Consider the following 18,900-nt stretch of genomic DNA (forward strand, 5'->3'; position numbering starts at 1 on the left):
CGGTGGGCACAGGCTAGGGGATATCATGCTAAATAAATCTGCGTTATGCGTAGCGGTTGCTGCTGCGTTATCTTTTTCTGTATCTGCTGACGAGCAATCAATAGAGCACATCACAGTTACTGCCAATAAATTCGAACAATCAATTAATGATGTATTAGCCAGTGTCACTGTTATTGACCGTGCTGATATTGAAGCAAGCTATGTGCGTGACTTACCAAGCTTACTGGCGACTCAAGCAGGCTTTCAAATTAATGCTAATGGTGGTTTTGGGCAAAGCTCAGGTGTTTCTTTACGTGGTGCAAGCTCTCGTCATACGCTTATTTTAATTGATGGTGTACGTACAGGCTCTGCAACACTTGGTTATAAAAGTATTAGCAATATTCCTTTAAACAGTATTGAGCGTGTTGAAGTAATTAAAGGCTCACGTGCTGCTGTATATGGCTCTGATGCGCTAGCAGGTGTGATTAATATCATTACGCGTAAAGCACAAAACACGACCTTAGACGTGACTTTTGGCTCAGACTCTTATCAAGCGTACCAAGTAGCGACGGGTGGTCAGTTTGCGGGTGTTGATGTTGCTGTTAATGCTGGTTATGAAAAAACAGATGGTTTTGATGTTCTTCAAGGTCTAGCGCCAGATGAAGACGGCTACGAAAACAAAAACATTGGCTTTAATCTAGGTTATCAAAATGAGCAATTAGGTGAATTTTTAGCTCAAGCACAGTACTCAGAAGGCGAAGCCAAATACGACAGTGCTTATAGCCCAGCAAACAGTACCGTAGAAAAAGGCGAGTTCGAAAATTACCAAGCTTCATTAGGTTGGAAAAAAGCCTTCGAAAAACACAGCCATGCCATCGATATTGCCATATCAAGTGATAGTTCAGATGACTCACGTATTGATTACACTGGTGCAACGGTGGTTGATAAGTTTGAAACTGAGCGTGAGCAAATCGATTACAATGGCCAATACTTTTTCAATCAAGCACTGACTCTTAGTGGCGGTTTGAATTGGTATAAAGATGAAGTGAACACTAACTCAGGTACATACTTAAAAGACAGCCGTGAAGTATTCGCTGTGTTTGTTGGCGCATATTATGATGACGAACAAGTACTCGCTAACCTGACAGTTCGCCAAGATGATGATCAGCAGTTTGGTGATGAAACAACATACACTGCAGCTGTAGGCTATCACTTAAATGACATCGCCACATTCCGTGTTAGTCAAAGTACTGGTTTTAAATCTCCAACATTTAATGATCTATATTACCCAGGCTCAGGTAATCCAGAGTTAAACCCTGAAACATCAGATAACCAAGAGCTTGGTTTATCACTCAATGTGAATGATATTAGTCTTGATATTGCGATTTTCCGCAGCGAAATCGACAATAAAATCGCTTGGGCACCAAATGCATCAGGGCAATGGATCCCAACCAATATAAACGAAGCTCGCCACGAAGGTGTTGAGTTTAGTTTTAAAAACCAAGTGTTTGGCTTTGATCATAGCTTTAACTTTACCTACCTTTCAGCGGAAGATACACAAACAGGTCAGTCACTCACCTATGTGTCAAATCACAGTGTGAATTGGTCATTGCACAAAGCATGGGGTGATTTTGATGCCGGTATTGATATGCAATACCGTGGTGATCGTGATGGTAAGTTAACGCACTTACCTTCATATACATTATGGAATTTAGTAGGTCACTACCAAGCGACTGACAACTTAACTGTGTCACTACGAATAGAAAACCTATTCGATAAAGATTACAACGCCGTTGATGCTTATGGCACTGACTTAGATGGTGACTTCATCAACGATGAATATTACTACTACAACACGGCTGAGCGGCGCTTGTTTGTAGGTGCCCGTTATCAGTTCTAATAGTTATTAAGGCCAGCTGAGCTGTTTGCTTAAAGCGAGTAATTGACATTAATTTGCCCATTCATGTCATTTGTATAAGTAAAAAACAAGCTCAGCTTCATTATTAGTTCTGCGTCTAAAAGCTCGCTACCTACTTAGCGGGCTTTTTTCATTTTAGTTTATCAGCGAAATATTGCTCGAACTTAGCAAGCTTTGGGGCAATAAGTATGCTGCAATAACCTTGATTCGGGTTTTCATTGTAATAGTCTTGGTGGTACTGCTCTGCAGGATAAAAGTTTGATAGAGGGCTGAGTTCAGTCACAATGGGTTCACGAATTTGCTTTTGTAAAGCATCAATCATGGCTTGTGACTCAGTTTTTTGTTGTTCATCATGATAATAAATCACACTGCGATACTGCGTGCCGACATCATTACCTTGACGGTTTAACTGTGTGGCATCATGTAAAGTGAAGAACATTTCAAGTAGGGTGTTATAGCTCACAACACTGCTGTCGAAATCAAGCTGAACAACCTCGGCATGACCTGTTAAGCCAGTACAAATTTGCTGATAACTTGGGTTTTCAATCTCGCCGCCAGCATAGCCAGAGCTGACATTAAGTACTCCTTTCACACGTCTAAATGCTGCATCAATACACCAAAAGCAGCCGCCGCCAAAAGTAGCTATTTGTATGTTGTTATCCATATTTAACTTCCTTACCTTTTTGCTGACTATAGCTGAAAAAACAAAACGCCGTAAAGACGGCGTTTTGTAACATCTTAAACTCGTTTAAATTTCTTCTAACGGCTTATCTTTTGCCTGTTGTTCTAACTTGCTTTGTAAGTACTCAGGCGACTGGGTATTTCTGGCTAGCGCACTGTATGCTGCAGGTACTACGAATAAGGTAAGTAAGGTTGCAACAATAACACCAGTAAATACCACCACACCAATTACCATACGGCTTTCTGCACCTGGGCCACTTGCAAGTACTAGCGGTACCGAGCTCATTACAGTGGTCAGTGAGGTCATGATAATGGGGCGTAAACGCTGCGTAGCTGCTTGAGTAATCGCTTCGTCAAACTCAACGCCTTTATCGCGTAGTTGGTTAGCAAACTCAACAATCAAAATACCGTTTTTCGCACTCAAACCAATTAGCATTACGATACCAATTTGGCTGTAAATATTCAGAGTGAGATCTGTGTACCATAAGCCAAATAATGCGCCGACTAAACCAAGCGGAACGGTAAGCATGATCACAAACGGGTGAATGAAGCTTTCAAACTGGGCTGCAAGTACTAAGAAAGTTACAGTTAGTGCAAGAATGAACACATAGGTCATTGCTGATGCGCCTTCATAGAATAGTTGCGATTCACCTTTGTAGTCAATTGCACCGTCTATGTCATTTTCTTCAGCCGCAACTTGATTTAAGAAGTTCAGCGCTTCTTCTAAGGTATAGCCATCTGCTAAATTCGCACTTAACGTAATTGCGCGCATACGGTTATAGCGGTTCAAACGAGACGCTGTGGCTTCTTCTTTTAAACTAATTAAGCTATCTAGCGGAACCAATTCGCCACTGCGTGATTTTAAGTAGATATTTGAAATATCAGTCGGGTTAGCAAAATCTTCTTTGGTCCCTTTTAAAATTACATCGTATTCTTCACCGCGGTCGATAAAGGTCGTTACGCGACGTTGGCCTAACATGGTTTCTAGCGTGCGACCTACATCAGATACAGAAACACCTAAATCTGCAGCTTTGTTTTTATCAATGTTGATTAAAAACTGCGGGAAGGTTTCTTTGTAATCATGGTCGATTCTCACCAAACCAGGGTTTTTCTCTGCACGCTGGATAATACGGTCTCGCCAATCAGCTAGTTGATCGTAATCGTTACCTTGCAATACAAACTCAATTGGGCGTGATGAACCACCGCCACCGATACCACGGCGCATAATCGCAAAAGCCCGTACGTCGGTCACTTCCGTCATCTTACCGCTAATTTCATCCATTACTTCCCAAGTTGAGCGCTTGCGTTTATCCCAATCAGCCATTCCTATGATAGCCACGCCACCTTGACCACCCCAACCCGGGACTCGAATAAGCACGCGACTTAATTCACCAGATTCAGAGTAAGGCATCAAACGCTCTTCAATTTTTGCCATGTTAGCCGCATTATTCTCATAACTAGCGCCTTCTGGGCCGCTCATCATGATAAAGAATGTTCCACGGTCTTCTTTTGGCGTCAGCTCTGATGGCACTTTTTGAAATAGCATAAAGCTGGCAACACCAGCCAAAATCATCATTAGTAGTAAGCTCCACTTACGACTCATATTTGAAGTAAGTGAATTACGATAGGCGTTTTCAATTTTGTTAAATGTTCTATCCATCCACTGGCTAAACTTACTTTCTTTTTCTGATGGCTTCAGTACTTTTGAGCAAAGTGCCGGAGAAAGGGTTAAGGCTGTAATACTAGAGAAGAACACTGCGGCGCTTACTGCCATAGCAAATTCGGTGAATAGTGCGCCGATACGGCCATCCATAAACACCAGTGGTACGAAGACCGCAATTAGTACGAGCGTAGTGGCGATAATCGCAAAGCCAACTTCACGGGCACCACGAAACGCAGCAAGAAGAGGCGGTTCACCTAACTCTATTCGGCGGTGAATATTTTCAAGCATTACAATTGCGTCATCTACGACTAAACCTATCGCAAGAACGAGAGCTAATAGAGTCAGTAAGTTGATTGAGTAACCCATAGCAAGCAAGAACATAAAGCTACCAACTAGCGCTACTGGTACCGTGACTGCAGGTACGAGTGTTGCACGAATATTACCTAAGAATAGGTAGATAACCAATACAACCAGTGCCATTGAAATCCCAAGCGTTCTATATACTTCATCAATTGATTCTTTGATAAAAATAGATGAGTCATAGCTGTCTTGAATGGTTGTGCCTTCTGGCAGGTTACGCTTGATTTTTTCAAGTTCTGCGCGGGCATTATCAACGACGGTAAGAGTATTGGCTTTGGCCTGCTTTACAATGCCTAAGCCAATCATATTTCTGCCATTACCGCGAAACAGACTTTCGTCGTCAGCGGCTTCTAAGTGAACATCAGCCACTTCACCTAAACGTACTAAATAGCCATCTTCACCACGTTTAATAACCAAGTTTCTAAAGTCTCGCTGATCTTTATAACTACGGGCGGTACGTACTGTAAAATCACGGTCGATAGACTCGATTTCTCCAGCGGGTAATTCAACGTTTTCAGTTCGTAACGTGTTTTCGATATCGCTACTGGTTATACCGCGTGCAGCCATCGCTTTACGGTTTAACCAGATTTTCATTGCGTATTTACGTTCACCACCAACACGCACGTTTGAGACACCGTCAACAACGGCTAATCGGTCAACAATAAAGCGTTGTGCATAATCAGATAACTGTAATGAATCCATGGTAGTACTGTTTAGTACGAACCATGCAATTGGGCTTTCATCGCTGTTTGATTTAGATACCTCTGGCGGGCGAACTTGCTCAGGTAAGCTATCTAGGGCACGGGCTACACGTTCGCGTACATCGTTTGATGCAGCATCGATATCACGGCTGATATTAAACTCAATGGTGATATTTGAGCGACCATTACGGCTCGATGAATTAATACTTTTGATGCCTTCGATACCCGAAATGCGGTTTTCGAGTACTTGGGTGATTTTGGTTTCAATAATCTCTGCGCTGGCACCAGTGTAATCAGTGCTAACGCTGACAATCGGTGTTTCAATATCCGGGTATTCTCGCAGTGGGAGCATAGAAAATGCCACCAAACCAAAGGTAAGTAATAACAGGTTGATTACGATCGCAAAGACCGGGCGTTTAACGCTAGTATCAGTAATTTTCATGGTTTAGCCCTTGATACTTACTTTGCTGCCAGTACGGATCTTAATAATGCCTTCAGTCACAACTTGCTGACCACTTTCAAGGCCTTTATCAATGGCTACCCAGCCATTGTGACGACCTGCCACATGTACTTCTACTTTGTTAGCAACGCCATCTTCAATTTGGAACACATAGTGTTTGTCTTGCTGAGGGATTACGGCTTTCTCTGGCACCATTAGCGCTTGGTTTGAACTTAACTCTAACGCCGTGTTCAGCAACATGCCTGGTCGCAATAAACCACTTTTATTAATAAAGCTTGCAGTTACTTCAACGCTACGTGTTATAGAATCAATACGAGAACTAATGTGGGTCACTTTACCGTTAAAGGTTTTTTCTGGGTAGGCATCATTTTGCGTCATCACTTTCATACCAAGCTGCAACTGAGCTAGGTATTTTTCTGGCACTTTAAAGTCGACCTTAATAATGCTGATATCATCAAGTGTGGTAATGTTTGTTGTATTGCTAACATAAGTACCAATTGAAATTTCGCGCTTGCCTAGCAAGCCAGAAAATGGCGCTTTGATGGTCATTTCTGCCAGCTTTGTTTTAGCACTTTCAAGTTGTGCTTCGGTTGCGTCAACCCGCGATAATTGCTCTTCAAGTAATGATTTAGCAGTCGCTTGTGAGCGAGATAACTCAGTGAGGCGCTCAAGTTGGCGGCGTTCTTCGCGTAAATTAATACTTAGCTCTTTTACTGCTAATTCTTCTTCTTGAGATTGCAATTGAACTAGTTTTTGACCTTTACTCACTAAGTCGCCATCATTGAAAAAGATATCGGTAACATAATCGTTTTGCGCGCTGCGAATATAAATCGCTTGGTTAGCACGAGCGCTACCAATTGCTTCAATGAGTACTGCATTTTCCTCGGCTGTAACAGTGTGCGCTGTTACTTGTGTTGCACGGTTGCCAAAGTTGCTTTGCTCCCCTTGGCTTGAAGGTAAATACAAATAAATACATAACCCAAGTAAAAGGGTAATAATAAAAGGAAAAAGTGCTTTACCAGATTGTGTAGAATACATCATCGTGTTACCAGAAAATTAGTTGAGTGTAGTGTACAAAATTAGTACGTGCCCCGTATGTCAGGTATCTCATAAATTTGTGCATTTGGCGTAAAAGTTAAAAGTTCGGCTAATTTGTTCCTTTATTGTGACTAAAAGAGAGGTTTTAGTATGGGTAAAGAACCAAAGTGTAATTATTGTTTAACGCTTAGAAAGATAGTTTTGGTCACAATTGTGATGTTTATTTTTTACTTTTCAGTATATGGATAAGAAACTTCCTGCACTCAAAGTGCGTGCTCAAGCATCTCGCCATGGCAGCGAGTTTTTAATTGTTGGCGGTATTGGGTTAATCATTATTATGTTGGTTAACTTATTGAGGCCCGGTGAAATTAGCATTGTTGAGATTTTTTTAGCAACAACCTGTATTGCCGCAATTTTTATTGGCTTTTTAAAAACTCAAGAACCATACTTTAGCCTAACATTTACTCAGAATTTACTTATTTATCATCACAAAATTGGGAATTGGCAGCTAAATCGTGCTAATTTTCATCATAGTGGTATACCAAAAGTGGAACAAGGCTTAGAATACCTTGAGTTAAACGCAGTTGGTATTAAACTCAATAACATAGATGAATTTTTAACTCAGATTTCCCCGAGAATTGCTGGACGATTACTGATAGAGCAACGTCATTTATTTATGCAAGTCATTCAAAAATATTGCAAAAATGGTGATTGCCCATCAGAATGGTTAATAGAAGAGACGGACTACACTGCCCCTAGTGGTCAGCTTTACAAAGGATTGATTGCCATGTTTGCTAATCGTACGCAGCATTTAAGGCAATTAACAGGATACGATTTATTGTTGCCAGCCAATGTTCTTGATGTTGATATTTGGCAATTTAGTGCTGATTTAAATCGTTGGAAACTGAATCCTAATGAGTTTATTGAGGCGCGTTTACAGAAAAAGTAAGCAGTTAGGTGCAGTAAGTAGCAGGATAAGACTATGAGTCAAGAACGTTCTTTTATTAAAAGCGGTCGAAACACAATAATACACAAAGATAAAAAACTCGACTTAGTGGTTGTGAATGGTGAGAATCACCCACGCATTAAAGTTACTCAAAATGGTTTAGAGCCGTTTAAAGACGACCTGCCAAAAAACCGTCGTGAAGCCAAAGAGCGCTACTTAGAGATGGTGTATGTAGCAAGCCCTGATGTATTTGCAGAAGAAAAACGTTTGTTGTTTATCCAAGCCCTCGATGGCAGAGAATACAAAGTCGATTACAGTAAAGTAGGTACAAAGCTTTTCGTTCGTATCCATCAAGAAAGTTATTTATAAACCCGAGTCTGGCACTTTAATTGCTTGTTATTAGCTTATTTGGCAGTCGGCCATGACCGACTTTGCATTTTAAGGTGGTAAACATGAGATTAGTGCCTCTTACCCTAGTTGCATTAACGACATTAACAGCCTGTGGCGGCGGTGGTGGTTCGAGTGATTCGAATCCAGTCGCAGCAACAGTTAATGCAGGCTCAGATCAGCAAATTATTGAAAAAAGTGAATTTACTGTCTTTGCCAAAGGCTCTCCAGCAGATGGCACTTTTACCTGGGAGCGAGTCAGTGGCCCAGCAGTAGAAGGCTTTCCAGCTGAAGGCGCAGAACAAACCATTACCGCTCCTGATATTAAACTCGACTCTGAACTTGTTTTAAAAGTAAATTATCAAACTGATGGGCAACTTGTTTCCGATCAAGTTAGTATTTTTATTACCTCTAATAATCAACTGCCAGTTGCAGTGATCACTCAAACCGCGCCAGAAGAGTTACCATCACAATACAATGATGTGATTACATTAAGTGGCGAAGAGTCTGCTGATATCGATGAAAATGGTTCGGTTGATAGCTACTTATGGACTCAACTTGATGGCCATGAATTAACGGCTGATAGTTACGACAAGCAAACCATTAGTTTCACTCACCCACTACTTGAATCAAATACAGCGATGACTTGGCGCTTGACTGTAACCGACGATGAAGGTGGTTCAGCGAGCACTGAAGCGTCGTTTACATTAAATAAAACGGTTGAAGTAATTATTGCTGATGCGGGCGTTGATCAACAAGTTATCGAGTTTGATACCGTGACGCTTGATGCTAGCAATAGTGAAATCGTGACGGCAACAAAATCATGTTTTTGGCAGCAATTAACAGGCGAAACAGTGACTTTGGCAAACCAGAATCAATGTATCACAACTTTCGTCGCTCCTGATGTTGATACCGATTCAGAGCTGAGCTTTGAAGTTACCGTGACAGACAGTAAATCACGTAGCGACACGGATATTGTGATTATAGATATAAGCCCAAAACCTCTGGGTTTAATTAATGATACCGGCATGAGTGATTGCTACAACAACTCACAAAAAATTAATTGTGACAGCGAAGACTTTCCAAGCCAAGACGCTGATATAGGTCGTGACAGCGTCGCAAATCAACTCGATAAAGTTGGTCAGGGTGACTTGGCGTTTGATTTTACGAAAATGAATGAATTTGCCGATGAACTACCTGATGATGCTACTCGCTTTAGCTGCGTACGCGATAACGTGACAGGGCTTATATGGGAAGTGAAAGAAGCAAGTTCAACATTGCCACCGTCAACCACCGAGCGTGCTGGATCAAATCATTATACTTGGTATCTAAATGGTTCAACTGGAGTGCAAACTGGCAGTGTACAAGGGGCTGCGGGCTCTACATGCCCAAGTACTAGTAACTGTGGCTTGCAAACTTATATTGATGATGTAAATAGCCGCGACTTTTGCGGTGGTACAAACTGGCGTGTGCCCACTTACACTGAATTATTAGGGCTATTAGATTATGCCAAACAAGGTGAGTCTACGTTACTTAATACAGACTTTTTCCCTAATCAGCCTAGTGATACTCAGCTAAGTACTAGTAGCAGTTCGTTTATGCCATATTGGACTTCACAAACAGCGGCAGATGGTACAAGTCTATCGCAGGCCTATATTATTGATATGAGTAGTGCTAATGATTTAGCGTACCCCAAAAATAACACCGCCTTTGTGCGCTTAGTCAGAACGCCGGGAGAGTAATATGCGAAAGTTACCTTTAATTACCGCACTTACCGTTATTGCTTTGCAATCGGGTTATGTCGCAGCGCAAGTATGTTATAACGCCGTCACAGAGACCACCCCTGATAGCCGTTTTGTGATTAACGAAGATGGTACAGTCAGCGACAGCGCAACGGGCCTTATGTGGCAACGTTGTACATTTGGTCAAAGCTATAATAGTGAAACGGATACCTGTGAAGGGACCAGCCAGCAACTTACCTGGGGTGAGGCACTGCGCGGGGCTGAAAATGCAACCTTTGCTGATTACAGCGATTGGCATGTGCCAAATGTTAAGGAGTTAGCAAGCATTTTAGAGCACAGTTGTGTGCAGCCTAGTATTAACGAAACGGCGTTTTTATCAACTAAGCTGCAAAACTATTGGAGTAGCACTTCAGGGATCAGTCGCACTGATCTTGCTTGGGTGTATCAATTTGATAAAGGCATAAATAGCCTTCATGCAAAAACATCTGATGTTTATTTGCGTTTGGTGCGCTACGAAAAGTAATTTTTAATAACCTCTAACCGCGCTTGCTCAAGCGCGGTTTTTATTTCTGCCCCTTTAATACCTTGCGCAATAAACTGCTGCGGATTAACTGCACGCGCTTGCGCTGCTGCTTTTATTATTGACTCATAGCAGGCAACTGACTGTTGATGACTAACCTCTAAAACCTTTAATACCTGTTCAAAGCGTTCTGGGCGACGCCATAAATCAAGTTGATTAAAGCTGCTAAAAATAGCCTCGCTAGTCGGTTTTTCTGCGCTTAACGTTGTTTGATGTATTTGACTAAATAGCGCTAAATCACGTACTTCATTAGGTAAGCGTATGCTAGTTGCAATGATCTTTATCTCGTCACTTGAAAGCGATAAGGTGACTTGACTGAATAACACTGCAATGTCATTAATTTGCAGTTTATTAGCATAGGCAAAGCGTGCTTGTAGCGTGTTGTAAAGCTCATCGCACCACTTTTCTTCAAGCTCCGCGCTTACGACATGCAGACCGCCAATACTAGCAAGCACATTTAGAAACTCGCTAAATGCACCGTCACTGAGAGACTTTTCGCACTCTAACCACACTCGTTCAGCGGTGAGAGTGTTAAGTTCACCCGCCTTCACCATATCAATTAAAAGAGCTTTGGTTTCTGGAGCAATAGTAAAACCTAGGTAATGATAACGAGCTGCAAAACGGGCTACCCGTAATATTCTCAATGGATCTTCACTAAAGGCATCAGAAACATGACGAAGTAAGCGATTTTCTAAGTCTTGTTGGCCAGAAAAAGGGTCAATTAAGCTGCCATCTTCAGCTTGTGCAATGGCATTTACAGTGAGATCTCGGCGAATTAAGTCTTGCTCTAGTGTCACATCCGGCGCGAAATCACAAATAAAGCCGTTATAGCCTTGGCCTTGTTTTCGCTCGGTGCGAGCTAGCGCGTATTCTTCTTTACTTTGAGGATGTAAAAATACCGGGAAGTCTTTACCAACTTGTTGATAGCCTTGACTAATAAGTTGCTCAGGCGTTGCGCCAACCACCACATAGTCACGCTCTTTAATGTCACGACCAAGTAGTGCATCTCTGACTGCGCCACCGACTAAATAAACCTGCATAAAACACCTCTAATTTTTCCTTTTGGCTATTTTACGTTATTTAACCAATAAAATGTAAACAAGGTTTTAAGTAGCGAGGTTTTTTGCCATTATAGACCGTGATTTTAAACGCAAGGAATAACACGGTGTATTTAAGCTATTTTGGCTTGTCAGAAAAACCCTTTTCAATTGCCCCAAATCCTGAGTATTTATTTCTTAGTGAGCGTCATAAAGAGGCATTAGCACACCTTACCTACGGATTAGGTGAAGCGGGTGGCTTCGTTTTATTAACAGGTGAAGTCGGTACAGGTAAAACAACACTAACGAGAAGCCTGCAAGAGCAGCTACCTGAAAATACTCAAGTAGCACAAATTCATAACCCTGCTTTGTCACAGCTTGAACTGCTTGCCAGTATTTGTGATGAATTGAATATCGACTATGACAGCACTAATGCGACCTTAAAGACCCTCACTGATGTAATCAAAAAACACCTTGAGGCAAATAATCAAGCAGGCGGCCATACCATCTTAATTATTGATGAAGCACAACTACTCGCGCCAGATGTGTTAGAACAGTTGCGGCTGTTAACCAATATCGAAACAGATCATAAGAAGCTGCTGCAAATTGTGTTAGTAGGGCAACCTGAGCTTCAAGAGCTACTAAAACGCACTGAATTAAGACAACTTGCTCAGCGAATCACTGCGCGTTATCACTTATTGCCACTAACTGAAGGGCAAGTGTTTGCCTATGTTAAGCATCGTTTGTTTAAAGCGGGGACAGAACAAGCTTTATTCTCGGGTGATGCATTAAAAGCGATTTATCAAGTTACTCAAGGCGTTCCAAGGTTAATCAATTTACTGTGTGAGCGTTGCCTAGTCGGCGCGTTTTCTCAACAAAAACTGAGTATTGACAGTGAGCTTGTGATGCGCTCTGCCGCCGAAGCACTACCGCCAACCAGCACTCCTGTTGCTGCAGTAGAAAATAAAGAGCCGAGTTATGTTTGGCTTTATCCAGTTTCATTTTTAGCCGTATTAGGGATGGGTATTGGTTTATCCTACCTAATATAACGAGTTTACATTTATGTCATTATTATTAGATGCAATTAAACAGTCTGGTCAGCACGAACAAACCGCGGTTGATCACGATCAAGCTGCACTAGCGCTCAAACAACAGCAAGAACTTAAACGTTATCGTCGATTAGCTTTTTTATTTGGCCTATTACTAGCGGCAATATTAACGCTTATGGCTGGATTTTCGATTGGTAAATGGTTACAGAAAACTAAACCATTTGCCGAGCAGCCAAAGGTCGTTAATAACAACAATGAAGTGGCCGAAAGCACCTCGACTGAGATTAAGACAAGCCCTGAAAACGAACAGCCTGCTAAACAAGAGCAAGTAGCACAAATTCAACCTCAGCAAGCTACAAATAATGCAGGACAAGCAGCTGCGATTCAGCAAGGTCAAGTAATGCAACAAGCAGCGGTACAGCAACAAATGATGCAGCAAGTTCCGGTGCAAGGTCAGCAATATCAATGGGTGCAAGTGCCAGTTAATTCAGCTCCTGTGTACGCCAATCAAGGCTATCAAGTACAACCTCAGTACCAGCAACCGGTATACCAAAATCAGCCTGCGTATCAATCACAGCCACAGTTCTCGCAACCAATGCAGCAAATTAATCCTCAACAAATGAGTAGTAACGGTGTCGATTTAAGTAAATATAAGGTGCTTGGTAAACCACTCGGTAGTCAGCCAGTTCAACCTGTTTCTACATCATCAGCCAATGATGAGTTAAGAGATGTGCCAGATACATTGAAAGACGCTTTTGCTAAGGCTGTTGAAGATGTTGACAGCAAACGTAGTGTCGATATTACTCGAAGTACTAAAAACACGTCCTATGCAGAGCCTATTGAACTCTTGCCAGATGCATTACAAAGCCTTATTCCAACAATTAAATACCAAGCACACATCTATGCTTCAGAAACGTCTAAGCGTTGGATAAAGCTTAATGGCCGAGAGTTATATGAAGGAGATAACATCGGCGTTTTATCTGTGGTGGAAATCACCCCAGAGCAAACTTTATTAAGCTACGATGGTTATGAGTTTACATTAAAAGCATTACAAGACTGGCCTGAGTAGCCAGTCTTACTAAGGGCTAAGGTAAAATAGAGTTCTTAAAGAAGCGGATCAGATCGATATTAAAGTCAGTCGGTCTGACAGCTGCTTCTAAGCTATCGTGACAGCGGCTGTTTGCTAAATCGATATCTTGTACTTCGGTATAGTGTGCATGTTTGGCATTATAAAAAACCTTTACAGAGGGCTTTAATGGGCTGGTAGGGTTACTACGTGTTACCACTCCTAATTTTTGGCTTTCAAGTTTTACCAAGGTGCCAACAGGGTGAATACCGATACACTGTATAAATTTGGTTACTAGGTCTCCATCAAAGCTATCTGGGCAGCCATCTTTAAGTATCTTAAACGCCTTTATTGGCTCCATACCTGCTTTATAGACCCGCTCAGCGGTTAATGCATCATAGACATCAACAATCGATGCCATTCGCACATACAAGCTTATCTCATCAGCGCTTTTACCAAATGGGTAGCCACTGCCATCTAGGCGCTCATGGTGGAACCCTGCTATATCAACAGCAATACCGCTCAAGCCTGCTTGCTCTAAAATCTCTTTACTAAAGCGAGCATGATCTTGAATGGCTTTATATTCGTCATCTGTTAACTTGCCTGGCTTATTGAGAATTTCATCCGGAATATTAATTTTGCCGATATCGTGCAGTAATGCACCTGTGGCAATTTCTTGGATTATCGATCTTTCTATCCCTAAATGTTTGGCAAAAATACTCATTAAAATTGATACGTTGATTGAATGCTCAAGTAGATAAGCATCTTTCTCACGCATACGAGTGATACAGGCGAGGGCGTCTTGATTACGAAAAACCGAATCAATAAAACCGTTTGCTAGGTCTTTAAAAGGAGCTATATCAATTTTATTACCATCACGTATATCGTCAAAGGCTTTGTTTTGTAATGACTTTGCTTCGTTATATAAGCTATTTGCCTTACTCATTTCTGCCGACACACTATGAGTGGTGTGCCAGGGATCAAAAGCAGTGGTGTCGTCAGCAGGTTGTGGGTTATTTTGCTGCTCAACCACTTTATTCTCACTGTCTAAAGTCAGTGTTTTGTTTGGGTCGATAGCTATTTCTAATATCCCAGCCTTGATCAGCTTGTCTATGCTTCCCTGTGTTTTTACCCAACCTTGGTTTTTAATACGGATCTTGCCAGTCTGTTTCGTTACACTTTGGACAAACATGCCCGGCTTAAGTTGATTGATAGGGAGTGTTTTCAAGGCCTTTACTTCTAATCGAGTTCAATACTATAAAACTAGCAGAAAATTTGTATCTCGGTAAACAAGAATAATGAAAAGGTATCTTTAAAAATCAAAAAGCCCTCGCAATTGCGAGGGCTTTTATTTAGCTCAGGAGGGGTTAATTTCCTTTAATCAATACGATTACTCGTCGTCTTCAACCAATGTCATTAGTGATGTGTTACCACCAGATGCGGTTGTATCAACACTAATTGTTTTCTCAGTTAATAAACGCTTGATTAGCGTGTCGTAGTACTCTGAGCTGATCACTGGCAGAATCGCACCTTTACGCTGTGCTAGCTGCTGGCTGAAGTAGCCTAAACGTGATGAGCGTGCAGCTACAACAGCACCAGCAAGGTGAGGATGTGCTAAAATTGCTTGTAACTGATTAGGTTTAGCAACTTGGAATACACCCTCAGCAATACCTGTTGAAATAAACTTATCTCTAAATGCAACTGCTTCATCAAAGAATAACTCAGAAGCAACCGTGATTACTGTGTTACCAGCAGCTAATGCTGTGATAATTGAAATTGCCCAGAAGTTAAACGATGTGCTCTTGTCGGCATAACAAACTACACAACCACGAGGCTCTAAGTGCAGCGTATTAGACTCACCCGTTGGCCCAGGCAACACAGTGTGTTTACGCATGTGTTTTTCAAGACGGTTAAGCTGTGCACGTGCATCAGCTAAGGTTAACGCTAAGTCATCAGCAAGTTCATCAATGATTTCAACAGTCGCTACTTTTGCAAGTAATTGACGAACAGCAGAAACTCGGTCGTTAAGTGGTGTTGCACGCCAGATTTTTTCATCACGTAATGAGTTATCCATCAGCTTAGCAACTTGCTCAGCAGCACCTGAGTAGTGGTGAGTATCTAACTCATCAGGTGTTAGATTTGTCATTTGTACGTTATCTGGTGATGCTTTTTCTTTCACAAGACGTTGTAAGTAGTTAGGGCCACCGGCTTTAGGGCCTGTACCAGATAAACCACGGCCACCGAAAGGTTGTACGCCAACAATCGCACCGATCATATTACGGTTGATGTAAACGTTACCTGCACGTGACATTTTCGCTAAGTACTCGCAGCGCTCTTCGATACGTGAGTGCACACCCATGGTTAAGCCAAAGCCAGTGCCATTGATTTGATCAATCACATTATCAAGCTCTGTGCCTTTGAAGCGGATGATATGTACACACGGGCCAAAAACTTCGCGTTTAAGCACCGATAAATCTTTGATCTCGTATAAACGAGGTGCAAAGAAATAAGCACCGTTTTCGCTGTTATCAGGAATTGCACATTCATAGTGAAGTGTTGCATTACCTTTTAAGTACTCAACGTGGTCAGTTAAGTTTTTAAGTGCTTTTTCGTCGATAACAGGACCGATATCCGTTGAAAGTAATGAAGGGTCGCCAACGTGAAGCTCTTTTAAAGCGCCTTTAAGCATCTCAATGATGCCATCAGCAACATCTTCTTGTAAGAATAATACACGTAGTGCAGAACAGCGTTGACCAGCACTTTGGAAACCTGAACTGATCACATCATCAACAACTTGTTCTGGTAGAGCTGTTGAGTCAACGATCATACAGTTTTGACCACCGGTTTCAGCGATAAGCGGTACTTGAATATCGTTACGCGCAGCAAGTGTTTGCGAAATGAGAGTCCCTGTTTCTGTAGAACCTGTGAACATAACAGCTTGAATTCGCTCATCAGGAACGATAGTTTTACCTACTTCGCTACCACGAGCAATAACAGGTTGTACAACATGCTCTGGTAAACCTACAGATAGCATAAGTTCAATGGTACGAAGAGCAATTAGGCTGGTTTGCTCAGCAGGTTTAGCAATAACTGTGTTACCAGTTACGATTGCTGCGGCAACTTGACCTAAGAAGATAGCAAGCGGGAAGTTCCATGGGCTGATACATAAGATCACACCACGCGCTTCAAAGCGTTCATCTTCTGATAGTTCCTCAGCGCGTGCTGCGTAGTAGCGGCAGAAATCCACTGCTTCACGAACTTCATCGATACCATCTTGGGTAATTTTACCTGCTTCTTTAATACAAATAGCGACAAGTTCATCGTGGTGACGCTCTAGGATATCAGCAACGCGGCGTAGTAAGTTTGCGCGCTCTTTAACAGGTGTCTGTGACCATGATTCAAATGCTTTCTCTGCATTTTCTAAAAGTGCAGTCATCTCTTCTGATGATTGTAATTTCACATGACCAATGATTTCTTTATGGTTTGCAGGGTTCTTCACAGGGATAGAACCTTCAGGCACATCGCTTAATTCAATACGATGCTCTTCAAACCACGTATCAAGGTTTTCTTTAAATGGTGTGATTACATTGATGTCAGTCAAGTCCATGCCTTTTGAGTTAGCACGTTCTTCACCATATAAATCAATTGGCATTTTAATTTGCGTATTGTATTTATTACGTAAACCTTGCAGCGTTTCGACAGGATCAGGTAATAGTGATTCAACAGGCTTAGTGGTATCAACTATCGCATTTACGAATGATGAATTAGCACCGTTTTCTAATAAACGACGTACTAAGTACGCAAGTAAGTCTTCGTGCTGACCAACTGGTGCGTAAACACGACATTGAATTTTTTCTTTCTCAACGATTTGATCAAATAATGACTCGCCCATACCGTGCAAGCGTTGGAACTCAAAACCTTCGTTGTCGCCTTTCGCCACTTCTAAAATTGTTGCTGCAGTATATGCGTTGTGTGTAGCAAATTGCGGATACAGAACATCACGAGCTTCAAGTAGTTTGATAGCACACGCTTTGTAAGAAACGTCAGTGGTCGCTTTACGTGTGAATACAGGGTAGTGATCTAAACCATCTTGCTGAGTCGTTTTGATTTCGGTATCCCAGTATGCGCCTTTTACAAGGCGAACCATTAATTTACGACCAACGCGACGAGCAAGTTCTGCAACCCACTCAACCACAAAAATAGCGCGTTTTTGATATGCTTGAACTGCTAAACCAAAGCCGTTCCAGTTACCTAAATCGTCATCGCTAAATACTGCTTCAATCACATCTAGTGAGATATCTAAACGGTCAGCTTCTTCAGCATCAACAGTAAAGCCGATATCGTAGCTTTTCGCTGCAAGCGCAAGCTCTTTTAACTTAGGTACGATTTCAGCGATAACACGCTCGCGATGAGTGAATTCATAGCGCGGGTGAATTGCAGATATCTTAACTGAGATACCCGGGCTTTTGATTGGACCACGGCCATTTGCCGCTTTACCAATTGCGTGGATAGCAGTCATATAGCTTTGGAAGTAACGCTCAGCATCTTTCATGGTGCGTGCGCCTTCACCTAGCATATCGTATGAATATACGTAGCCTTTTTGCTCTTTATCCGCTGCACGTTCAATTGCTTCGTCAATAGTACGACCCATAACGAATTGCTTACCCATGATCTTCATCGCGAAGTTCACAGATTTACGAATAACAGGCTCACCTAGACGACCTATTGTTTTCTTAAGCACACCGAACTGTTGCTCTTTCGATTTGTCGCTGTAATTAACCATTTTACCGGTTACTAACAGACCCCAAGATGAGGCGTTTACAAATAAAGAATCGCTGCTACCTAAATGAGAGCTCCAGTCACCTTTAGCAAGTTTGTCACGAATTAGTGACTCTTGCGTCGCTTTATCTGGAACGCGTAATAGTGCTTCTGCAAGACACATTAAAACAACGCCTTCTTCACTTGAAAGTGAAAACTCATTTAATAGTGCATCTACACCGCTTTGACCATCCTGATCGCGACGGATATTTAAAACCATTTGACGAGCACGTTCCCACGCTCGGCTACGCGCTTTCACGCCTACTTCAGCCAAAGGCAAAATGTGATCAATAACCGCATTTTCGTCAATACGGTAGAAATCACGGATCTTTTGTCTAATTGGACATTCAGTTGTCAAATCGCCATTAAATAGCATATGTAACCCTCTGGTGTGTGGAGTCTAAAAAATGAACTAATTGCATTTCTTACCATTGATATAATTCGTGCATTCTAATTAAAATCCAGCAGAATATGC

Annotated in this window: 13 protein-coding genes; 7 read left to right on the forward strand and 6 right to left on the reverse strand. The window is 41.9% G+C overall.

What is annotated here, in order from left to right; translation table 11 throughout:
• Positions 1-25: 25 nt before the first annotated feature.
• Complete coding sequence (locus tag J3455_RS08345; RefSeq protein WP_349561519.1) at positions 26-1,879, forward strand: TonB-dependent receptor domain-containing protein; 1,854 nt, start codon at positions 26-28, stop codon at positions 1,877-1,879.
• A 148-nt stretch (positions 1,880-2,027) separates the two neighbouring features.
• On the opposite strand, the gene msrA is transcribed toward J3455_RS08345, so the two are convergent.
• The 3 genes from msrA to J3455_RS08360 form a co-directional block, all read right to left on the reverse strand.
• Positions 2,028-2,561 (reverse strand): peptide-methionine (S)-S-oxide reductase MsrA, encoded by a 534-nt coding sequence (gene msrA, locus J3455_RS08350; protein WP_130050671.1) that lies wholly within the window; start codon positions 2,559-2,561, stop codon positions 2,028-2,030.
• Between the two features lie 84 nt (positions 2,562-2,645).
• Positions 2,646-5,744 (reverse strand): efflux RND transporter permease subunit, encoded by a 3,099-nt coding sequence (locus tag J3455_RS08355; protein WP_130050672.1) that lies wholly within the window; start codon positions 5,742-5,744, stop codon positions 2,646-2,648.
• A 3-nt stretch (positions 5,745-5,747) separates the two neighbouring features.
• A complete protein-coding gene (locus J3455_RS08360) occupies positions 5,748-6,800 on the reverse strand; it encodes an efflux RND transporter periplasmic adaptor subunit (RefSeq protein WP_130052251.1) in 1,053 nt (350 codons plus the stop codon).
• A 241-nt stretch (positions 6,801-7,041) separates the two neighbouring features.
• Here J3455_RS08360 and J3455_RS08365 point away from each other — a divergent pair, with 241 nt between their 5' ends.
• From J3455_RS08365 to J3455_RS08380, 4 genes are all read left to right on the forward strand, one after another.
• Complete coding sequence (locus J3455_RS08365; protein WP_130050673.1) at positions 7,042-7,749, forward strand: DUF2982 domain-containing protein; 708 nt, start codon at positions 7,042-7,044, stop codon at positions 7,747-7,749.
• A gap of 33 nt (positions 7,750-7,782) precedes the next feature.
• Positions 7,783-8,115 carry a hypothetical protein gene (locus J3455_RS08370; protein ID WP_130050674.1) on the forward strand — a complete coding sequence of 111 codons (333 nt, stop codon included), beginning with the start codon at positions 7,783-7,785 and terminating at the stop codon, positions 8,113-8,115.
• Positions 8,116-8,198: 83 nt separating this feature from the next.
• Complete coding sequence (locus J3455_RS08375) at positions 8,199-9,875, forward strand: Lcl C-terminal domain-containing protein (RefSeq protein ID WP_349561521.1); 1,677 nt, start codon at positions 8,199-8,201, stop codon at positions 9,873-9,875.
• 1 nt (position 9,876) lies between these two features.
• Positions 9,877-10,398 (forward strand): Lcl C-terminal domain-containing protein, encoded by a 522-nt coding sequence (locus J3455_RS08380; protein WP_130050676.1) that lies wholly within the window; start codon positions 9,877-9,879, stop codon positions 10,396-10,398.
• On the opposite strand, the gene J3455_RS08385 is transcribed toward J3455_RS08380, so the two are convergent.
• On the reverse strand, positions 10,386-11,495 hold the full coding sequence (locus J3455_RS08385) for a tRNA nucleotidyltransferase/poly(A) polymerase-related protein (RefSeq protein ID WP_130050677.1): 1,110 nt from the start codon (positions 11,493-11,495) through the stop codon (positions 10,386-10,388). The two genes, J3455_RS08380 and J3455_RS08385, sit on opposite strands and share 13 nt — an antisense overlap.
• A 125-nt stretch (positions 11,496-11,620) precedes the next feature.
• Between J3455_RS08385 and J3455_RS08390 the strand changes: the two genes are divergently transcribed.
• Together J3455_RS08390 and J3455_RS08395 are read left to right on the forward strand one after the other, a co-directional pair.
• Positions 11,621-12,541, forward strand: coding sequence for an ExeA family protein (locus tag J3455_RS08390; RefSeq protein ID WP_130050678.1), 921 nt, complete (start codon positions 11,621-11,623; stop codon positions 12,539-12,541).
• A 13-nt stretch (positions 12,542-12,554) separates the two neighbouring features.
• A complete protein-coding gene (locus J3455_RS08395; protein WP_348708834.1) occupies positions 12,555-13,610 on the forward strand; it encodes a general secretion pathway protein GspB in 1,056 nt (351 codons plus the stop codon).
• A gap of 16 nt (positions 13,611-13,626) precedes the next feature.
• Here J3455_RS08395 and J3455_RS08400 read toward each other — a convergent pair whose 3' ends face one another.
• Positions 13,627-14,835, reverse strand: a complete 1,209-nt coding sequence (locus tag J3455_RS08400) for a cyclic di-GMP phosphodiesterase (protein ID WP_239976506.1) — start codon at positions 14,833-14,835, stop codon at positions 13,627-13,629.
• 162 nt (positions 14,836-14,997) lie between these two features.
• On the reverse strand, positions 14,998-18,801 hold the full coding sequence (gene putA, locus J3455_RS08405; protein ID WP_130050681.1) for a bifunctional proline dehydrogenase/L-glutamate gamma-semialdehyde dehydrogenase PutA: 3,804 nt from the start codon (positions 18,799-18,801) through the stop codon (positions 14,998-15,000).
• Positions 18,802-18,900 lie beyond the last annotated feature (99 nt).

It is taken from the genome of Pseudoalteromonas sp. NFXS39, from assembly GCF_040148775.1.
GTDB classification, from domain to species: Bacteria; Pseudomonadota; Gammaproteobacteria; order Enterobacterales; family Alteromonadaceae; genus Pseudoalteromonas; species Pseudoalteromonas apostichopi.

Bases quoted from the DNA above. Each gene is read 5' to 3' on its own strand.
- J3455_RS08345 (WP_349561519.1), top strand. From the start codon at position 26: ATGCTAAATAAATCTGCGTTATGCGTAGCGGTTGCTGCTGCGTTATCT.
- msrA (WP_130050671.1), bottom strand. From the start codon at position 2,561: ATGGATAACAACATACAAATAGCTACTTTTGGCGGCGGCTGCTTTTGG.
- J3455_RS08355 (WP_130050672.1), bottom strand. From the start codon at position 5,744: ATGAAAATTACTGATACTAGCGTTAAACGCCCGGTCTTTGCGATCGTA.
- J3455_RS08360 (WP_130052251.1), bottom strand. From the start codon at position 6,800: ATGTATTCTACACAATCTGGTAAAGCACTTTTTCCTTTTATTATTACC.
- J3455_RS08365 (WP_130050673.1), top strand. From the start codon at position 7,042: ATGGATAAGAAACTTCCTGCACTCAAAGTGCGTGCTCAAGCATCTCGC.
- J3455_RS08370 (WP_130050674.1), top strand. From the start codon at position 7,783: ATGAGTCAAGAACGTTCTTTTATTAAAAGCGGTCGAAACACAATAATA.
- J3455_RS08375 (WP_349561521.1), top strand. From the start codon at position 8,199: ATGAGATTAGTGCCTCTTACCCTAGTTGCATTAACGACATTAACAGCC.
- J3455_RS08380 (WP_130050676.1), top strand. From the start codon at position 9,877: ATGCGAAAGTTACCTTTAATTACCGCACTTACCGTTATTGCTTTGCAA.
- J3455_RS08385 (WP_130050677.1), bottom strand. From the start codon at position 11,495: ATGCAGGTTTATTTAGTCGGTGGCGCAGTCAGAGATGCACTACTTGGT.
- J3455_RS08395 (WP_348708834.1), top strand. From the start codon at position 12,555: ATGTCATTATTATTAGATGCAATTAAACAGTCTGGTCAGCACGAACAA.
- putA (WP_130050681.1), bottom strand. From the start codon at position 18,801: ATGCTATTTAATGGCGATTTGACAACTGAATGTCCAATTAGACAAAAG.